The sequence below is a fragment of the Marseilla massiliensis genome (genome assembly GCF_016899855.1).
Taxonomy (GTDB): Bacteria; Bacteroidota; Bacteroidia; order Bacteroidales; family Bacteroidaceae; genus Prevotella.
The window spans coordinates 1-6395 of the sequence record NZ_JACJJG010000135.1; the positions used below are offsets into that span (position 1 = coordinate 1).

General features: G+C 51.6%; 5 protein-coding genes and 1 tRNA gene. 5 read left to right on the forward strand and 1 reads right to left on the reverse strand.

What is annotated here, in order from left to right:
• The first annotated feature begins 262 nt into the window (after window positions 1-262).
• From H6A34_RS13210 to H6A34_RS13230, 5 genes are all read left to right on the forward strand, one after another.
• The gene (locus H6A34_RS13210; RefSeq protein WP_205105897.1) at window positions 263-1147 is read left to right on the forward strand and encodes a BamJ family beta-barrel-assembly machinery protein; all 885 of its coding nucleotides are present in this window, start codon (window positions 263-265) and stop codon (window positions 1145-1147) included.
• 102 nt (window positions 1148-1249) lie between these two features.
• A complete protein-coding gene (locus H6A34_RS13215; protein ID WP_205105898.1) occupies window positions 1250-2248 on the forward strand; it encodes a BamJ family beta-barrel-assembly machinery protein in 999 nt (332 codons plus the stop codon).
• A gap of 209 nt (window positions 2249-2457) precedes the next feature.
• Window positions 2458-2928, forward strand: coding sequence for an Lrp/AsnC family transcriptional regulator (locus H6A34_RS13220; protein WP_021948473.1), 471 nt, complete (start codon window positions 2458-2460; stop codon window positions 2926-2928).
• 16 nt (window positions 2929-2944) lie between these two features.
• A complete protein-coding gene (locus H6A34_RS13225; RefSeq protein WP_205105900.1) occupies window positions 2945-4753 on the forward strand; it encodes a membrane dipeptidase in 1809 nt (602 codons plus the stop codon).
• A gap of 215 nt (window positions 4754-4968) precedes the next feature.
• Window positions 4969-5973, forward strand: a complete 1005-nt coding sequence (locus H6A34_RS13230; protein ID WP_205105899.1) for a M28 family peptidase — start codon at window positions 4969-4971, stop codon at window positions 5971-5973.
• Window positions 5974-6237: 264 nt separating this feature from the next.
• Here the strand turns inward: H6A34_RS13230 and H6A34_RS13235 are convergent.
• Window positions 6238-6310, reverse strand: a tRNA-Pro gene (locus H6A34_RS13235).
• Between the last annotated feature and the right edge of the window lie 85 nt (window positions 6311-6395).

Genomic DNA, 6395 nt, shown 5'->3' on the forward strand with positions numbered 1-6395 from the left:
TCGTGTTCGACGTTGAGCTGATTGAGGTAATGTAATTATCAGGAGTTAAGGAGTAATGTAGTAAAGGAGTTAAGACAAATGCCCTGTTGAATGAATGATTAATAATGAAAAATGAATAATTAAGTTTGCCTTCTCTGGTAATGAATTTTTCACTCTTGATTTTTCACTTTTCACTTAACAAGTCATGTGTCTTAACTCCTTTACTACATTACTCCTTAACTCCTGTGCAACAAGGAATAATCAATTAACAACAATAACAACAATGAGAAAACTATCATTTGCAGCCGTAGTGGCTGTAGCAGCCGCAATGTTCGTGTCTTGCGGCAACTCAACTCCTAAGGCAAGCCTTAAGAGCGACATTGACACCGTAAGCTACGCAATGGGCGTAATGCAGGGTCAGAGCCTCAAGGAATACCTCTCACGCGGTCTTGGTATCGACTCGGCTTATATGGACGAGTTCATACGTGGCCTCAATGTAGGTGTCAACTCTGGCGACGACAAGAAGAAGGCAGCTTATTACGCAGGTATACAGATTGGCCAGCAAATCTCTAACCAGATGGTTAAGGCCATCAACCGTGACCTCTTCGGCGAGGACTCTACCAAGAGCATATCAATGAAGAACCTCATGGCTGCGCTCGTTGCCGGCATTACCGACGAGAAGACGATGATGACTCCGGAGCAGGCACAGCAGGTATGGCAGATCAAGTCGCAGGCTATCAAGGCTACCGCTATGGAGGCTCAGTATGGAGCCAACAAGAAGGCAGGCGAGAAATATCTTGCTGACTATGCCAAGAAGGAAGGCGTGAAGAAGCTTGACGGCGGCGTGCTCTACCGTGTTATCAAGGAAGGCAACGGCCCCATGCCTAAGGATACGTCAATGGTTCGCGTTCATTATGAAGGAAAGACTATCGACGGCAAGGTGTTCGAGAGCTCTTACGAGCGCAAGCAGCCCCTTACGTTGCGTGCCAACCAGGTAATACCGGGATGGACTGAAGCCCTCACCCACATGCCCGTAGGTAGCGTTTGGGAGGTAGTAATACCTCAGGACAAGGCTTACGGTGACCGTGAGACTCCGCAAATCAAGCCGTTCTCAACGCTTATCTTCAAGATTGAACTGCTCGGACTGGGCCGCGAGAACAAGAAATAACTCTTTTAAGCAGTTAAGTAGTAGGGAGGGAAGAAGCAGGACGGAAATCCTGTCCGCTTACAATGCCGCTCCTTACATCTTCTATTCTTATTAATAAAGGATATGAACAGACTTTCAATAATTGCGCTCGCCATCATGGCGGGCGCTGTTTTCAATACCGCCGCCGCTGCCGGAAAGGTTAAGAAAGACCGGCAGGACGCCAAGGCGAATGATGGCGTTGTTACGCTTGCCACCGCTGCCGACTCGCTGAGTTATGCCGCAGGCATGGTACGTACAGACGGACTTGTGCCGTACCTGAAGCAGAGCTTAGGTGTGGATACAGCGTATATGGCCGATTTTATCAGGGGCTATGAAGATGCGATGGCAAAAGGTTTTGACGACAAGACCAAGGCTTATTACGCCGGAGAGCAGATAGCGCAGATGGTGAGCCAGCGCATGCTGCCATTCTTGAAGGACGAGTTCGCGGGGCGTAACGACTCTATTGTCGACGCGATGTTTAACAAGGGCTTTGTCAACGCGCTGCTCAATGATAATAGCGTGATGGCCGATTCTGTGGCAAAGTCGTATTTTGACAAGGCCTTCAGGCTGGCTATTGACGAGCGTAATGCCGCGACACGCAAGGCCGGTGAGGACTTCCTCGCCGCCAACAAGCAGAAAGACGGTGTCGTGGTTCTGCCCAGCGGATTACAGTACAAGGTGCTTGTGAAGGGCACGGGCGATGTTCCCGGCGAGAAAGACGAGGTGACTGTCAAGTACGAAGGCCGCCTGATAGACGGCACGGTGTTTGACAGCAGCTATGAAAGGGGCGACGGTACCACCAAGTTCCGCCCCAGCCAGGTGATAAAGGGATGGCAGGAGGCACTCACGATGATGCCCGTAGGCAGCAAGTGGGAACTCTATATACCTTACAATCTGGCATATGGCGAGCGTCAGGCTGGTAAAATCAAGCCTTACAGCGCGCTTGTTTTCACAGTCGAAATGGTTGGTGTAAAGAAGGCTGAGACCACTGCTACAAAGACAGAAACTGGTCGTACTAATGGCGGTAAGGCACAACCCAAGACCGTTCCGGCAGCGAAGATACGCCCGACAAAAAAGAAATAAATACCTGACTAAATAACTCTTGTTTGTCATGAACGAAGGAGGGAGACCGTAAAAAGTCTCCCTTTTTCGTTTCATTGTGCCTTGAATATGACAAATTTTATGTCAAAATGTTGTGTGTGTCATTTTTAATATGTAAATTTGCTCGCACCAATTAGAATGGTAGGTTTTATCGATTATATCAAGAAAAACAAAAACATAAACTTTAAGTAATGGAGAAAATAGATAGTCTTGACAGGAAAATTCTTAGCATTTTGTCTAAGAATGCCCGAATACCGTTCAAGGACGTAGCTGCAGAATGTGGCGTTTCGCGCGCCGCAATACACCAACGTGTACAGCATCTAATCGAGAACGGCGTAATAACAGGTAGCGGATTTGATGTCAACGCGAAGAGCCTTGGCTATACAACGTGTACGTACGTCGGCATAACCCTTGAGCGCGGAAACATGTACAAGTCGGTCGTTGAGCGTCTGGAGCATATCCCCGAAATCGTGGAGTGCCACTTTACCACCGGTCCTTATACAATGCTCGTAAAGCTGTACGCCCGTGACAACGAGCAGCTTATGGACCTCCTTAACAACCAGATGCAGGGAATACCCGGCGTAGTGGCCACCGAAACGCTCATATCTCTTGAACAAAGCATCAAGAGGGAGGTACCCGTTCCGCAGGAGGTAAAGAAGTAAGGCGAGGCTGTTGATGATGGAACCCTTTGATATTAAAGGCCGGCTGGATGATGTCTACTCGCGTTTTCCCGAGGCGGAGGCCAAACCCTTGATAGGACTTACGGGCAATTTTGCCGACGGCGAGGCTCGCCTTGCCGACCGATACTATAAGTCCGTGGCTCAGGCCGGCGGCATTCCGGTAATCATTCCGCCGCTTGCCGACAAGGACGCGATTATCAACACACTTGACATTCTTGACGGACTGATACTTACCGGGGGAGGCGACGTCAACCCATTGTGGGTAGGCGAGGAGCCTTCCCCGCGCCTTCATTCCATCAACCGTGAGCGTGACGAGGCCGAACTGCTTACCGTCAGCCTGGCGTATAACCGCCAGATACCAATGCTCGGGATATGCCGTGGCATACAGGTGCTCGTTGCCGCGCTCGGCGGAGAGATTGAGCAGGACATCGAAGAGGGATTTTCTTCATGTCGCCTGACACCACCTGACGGTTCAATTCACATTAATATACCTTTAAAGCACAGCCAGGATGCCGACCGCCGCGAGCCAACCCACTCGGTTATACTAAGCACGACCTCGGCTCTTTACTCTATATATGATAAGGTGAAGTTAGCCGTTAACTCGTTCCATCACCAGGCAATACGCCATGCGGGGCCGCATCTTAACATATGCGCGACGGCACGTGACGGCGTGATAGAGGCCGTTGAGAGCAGCGAGTTCAAGCAGATTATCGGAGTGCAGTGGCACCCAGAGTGGCTTGAAGACAGCGGACCGGCTCTCTTCGAATGGCTCGTTAAACAGGCAAGGGTCTTTAAGTCAGCTAAAAAACTCCACCGGCGTATCCTCACTTTAGATTCGCATTGCGATACGCCGATGTTCTTTCCCCAAGGCATTAACTTTGAACAGCGTGATCCGCGCATACTTGTTGACATGCACAAGATGGCCGACGGCCGTCAGGATGCCGTCATAATGGCCGCGTACCTGCCGCAACCCAAGACTGGCGAGACGTTCCGCGATAAGGTGGAGTTCGACGTCAACGGGCCGAAAGAGTACGCCGACCTCATCTTCGACAAGCTCGAGGCAATCATAGACGTGAACAGTCGCTACATAAGTTCCGCCCGTACGCCTGCCGAGTTATACGCAAACAAGCGCGCCGGGCTACGTTCCATAATGTTCGGAATAGAGAACGGACTGGCGCTTGAGCACGATTTGGCCAACGTAGAGTACTTCGCCAGGCGCGGAGTGGTGTACATCACGCTCTGCCATAACGGCGACAACGACATCTGCGACAGTGCCCGTGGCTCGTCAACGCACGGTGGCGTGAGCGAGTTCGGTGCCGAGGTGATACGTGAGATGAACCGATGCGGCATTATGGTAGACCTCAGCCACGCTTCGGAGAAGAGTTTTTACGACGCGCTCGACATCAGTTCAGTGCCTATTGTGTGCAGTCACAGCAACTGTAAGGCTCTGTGCGACGTGCCGCGCAACCTCACCGACGACCAGATGCGTGCGCTCGCGGCAAAGGGCGGGGTGATGCAAATCACGCTGTATCACGGCTTCCTGCGCAACGACGAGCGGGAGGCGACCATATTCGACGCCATCAGTCATCTTGAACATGCTGCCCACGTAATGGGCATTGAGCATGTAGGCATAGGCACCGACTTCGACGGCGACGGCGGCATACGCGGCTTTGCCGACTCGTCGGAGGCGATAAACTTCACGCTAAACCTGCTCCGCCGCCATTTCAGCGAGGAGGACATAGCCCGCATCTGGGGCGGCAACTGGCTTAGGGTGATGGAGAGAGTGCAAAAGAATAAGAATATTTAATATGGGAAAAGGAGTTAAGGAGTTAGGAAGTTAAGGAGTTAAGACAAATGCCATGTTGAATGAATAATTAATAATGAAAAATGAATAATCAAGTTTGCCTGTTCAAGCAATGAGTTCTTCACTCTTAATTATTCACTCTTCACTTAACAAGTCATTTGTCTTAACTCCTTAACTTCCTAACTCCTTAACTCCTGAACGTACTTCAATTAATGATTATGAAGATTATTTCAAACATCTTTTTCATCCTGCTCGTAGCGCTTCTTACGGCGTGTTCGGGCAACAAGAAGGCTGCTTCGGGCGGCGGTGACGACATCGCCATGCAGCCCGTCGGCCCAACGTTCGTGGCCGACAGCGCCTACGCATATTGCGAAAAGCAGTGCAGTTTCGGCCCCCGTACAATGAACAGCGAGGCCCACGAACAGTGCGGGGAGTGGATAATGGGTAAGTTCAAGGAGTTCGGACTGGCCGTCGTTCCGCAGGAAACAACCCTCCCGGGGTATGACGGAACGCAGCTGAAGGCCACCAACATTATAGCGAGCTACCGTCCTGAACTTACCGATAGGATATTGCTCTGCGCCCATTGGGACACCCGTCCCTGGGCAGATAACGACCCCGACAGCGCTAACTGGCGTAAGCCTGTAATGGGAGCCAACGACGGCGCCAGCGGCATTGCCGTCATGCTAGAGATAGCACGTCTGCTCAATGCCGACACGGCGAAGCTCGGCGTGGGCGTCGACTTCGTTTGTTTCGACGCCGAGGACTGGGGCGTGCCGCGCTGGAGTGACGCCGTTGACAATGGCGACTCATGGGCTTTGGGCGCCCAGTATTGGTCGGTTAATCCGCATAAGAAGGGATACAAGGCCCGCTACGGCATTCTGCTCGACATGGTGGGCGGTCAGGGTGCGCAGTTCTGGCGTGAAGGCATGTCGATGCAATATGCTCCCGACCTTGTTAAGAGGGTATGGGCAGCAGCCAAAGTGGTAGGTTACGGCAGTTATTTTGTCGACCAAGATGGCGGAATGGTTACCGACGACCACATCCCGGTGAACGAAAAGGCAAAGATACCGACCATAGACATTATCGCCTTCTACCCCGACTGCCAGCAAAGCAGTTTCGGTCCGACATGGCATACGGTAAGCGACACGATGGACAATATCGACAAGGCAACGCTCGGCGCGGTAGGACAGACGGTGATACAAGTGCTCTATTCGGAGAAGTGATGCGGCCGGCCGTTTGTAAAAGACGGCAAACCGTGTTCTGAAAGGCCACCTTTCGCATTGCGGAAGGTGGCCTTTTGGCTTGTAAAAGGTGGCCTTTTGCAACGCGTTGAGCGTCAGTGTGTTACGCCGGTGGTTGCGTATCGCCCTGCGTAACGTGCGTTTTCGGTCGATGTCAGGCGAGTATGCGTGTCGCTGATGGCGGTATTCCGATGTGCCGATAACGAAAAAAGCGGTGGAAAGTCGTTGCCTTTCCACCGCTTGCTGTCGGGATTACTGGACTCGAACCAGCGACCCCTACGTCCCGAACGTAGTGCGCTACCAACTGCGCTAAATCCCGATTTGCGGGTGCAAAGATAGACGTTTTTTATCAATCTCGCAAATTTTTGAACAATTTTCTTGTCAAAAATGCACGCGTTTCAGAA

What these genes read in the sequence shown, in the direction of transcription:
- H6A34_RS13210 (WP_205105897.1), top strand. Translation starts at nt 263, where the DNA reads ATGAGAAAACTATCATTTGCAGCCGTAGTGGCTGTAGCAGCCGCAATG.
- H6A34_RS13215 (WP_205105898.1), top strand. Translation starts at nt 1,250, where the DNA reads ATGAACAGACTTTCAATAATTGCGCTCGCCATCATGGCGGGCGCTGTT.
- H6A34_RS13220 (WP_021948473.1), top strand. Translation starts at nt 2,458, where the DNA reads ATGGAGAAAATAGATAGTCTTGACAGGAAAATTCTTAGCATTTTGTCT.
- H6A34_RS13225 (WP_205105900.1), top strand. Translation starts at nt 2,945, where the DNA reads ATGGAACCCTTTGATATTAAAGGCCGGCTGGATGATGTCTACTCGCGT.
- H6A34_RS13230 (WP_205105899.1), top strand. Translation starts at nt 4,969, where the DNA reads ATGAAGATTATTTCAAACATCTTTTTCATCCTGCTCGTAGCGCTTCTT.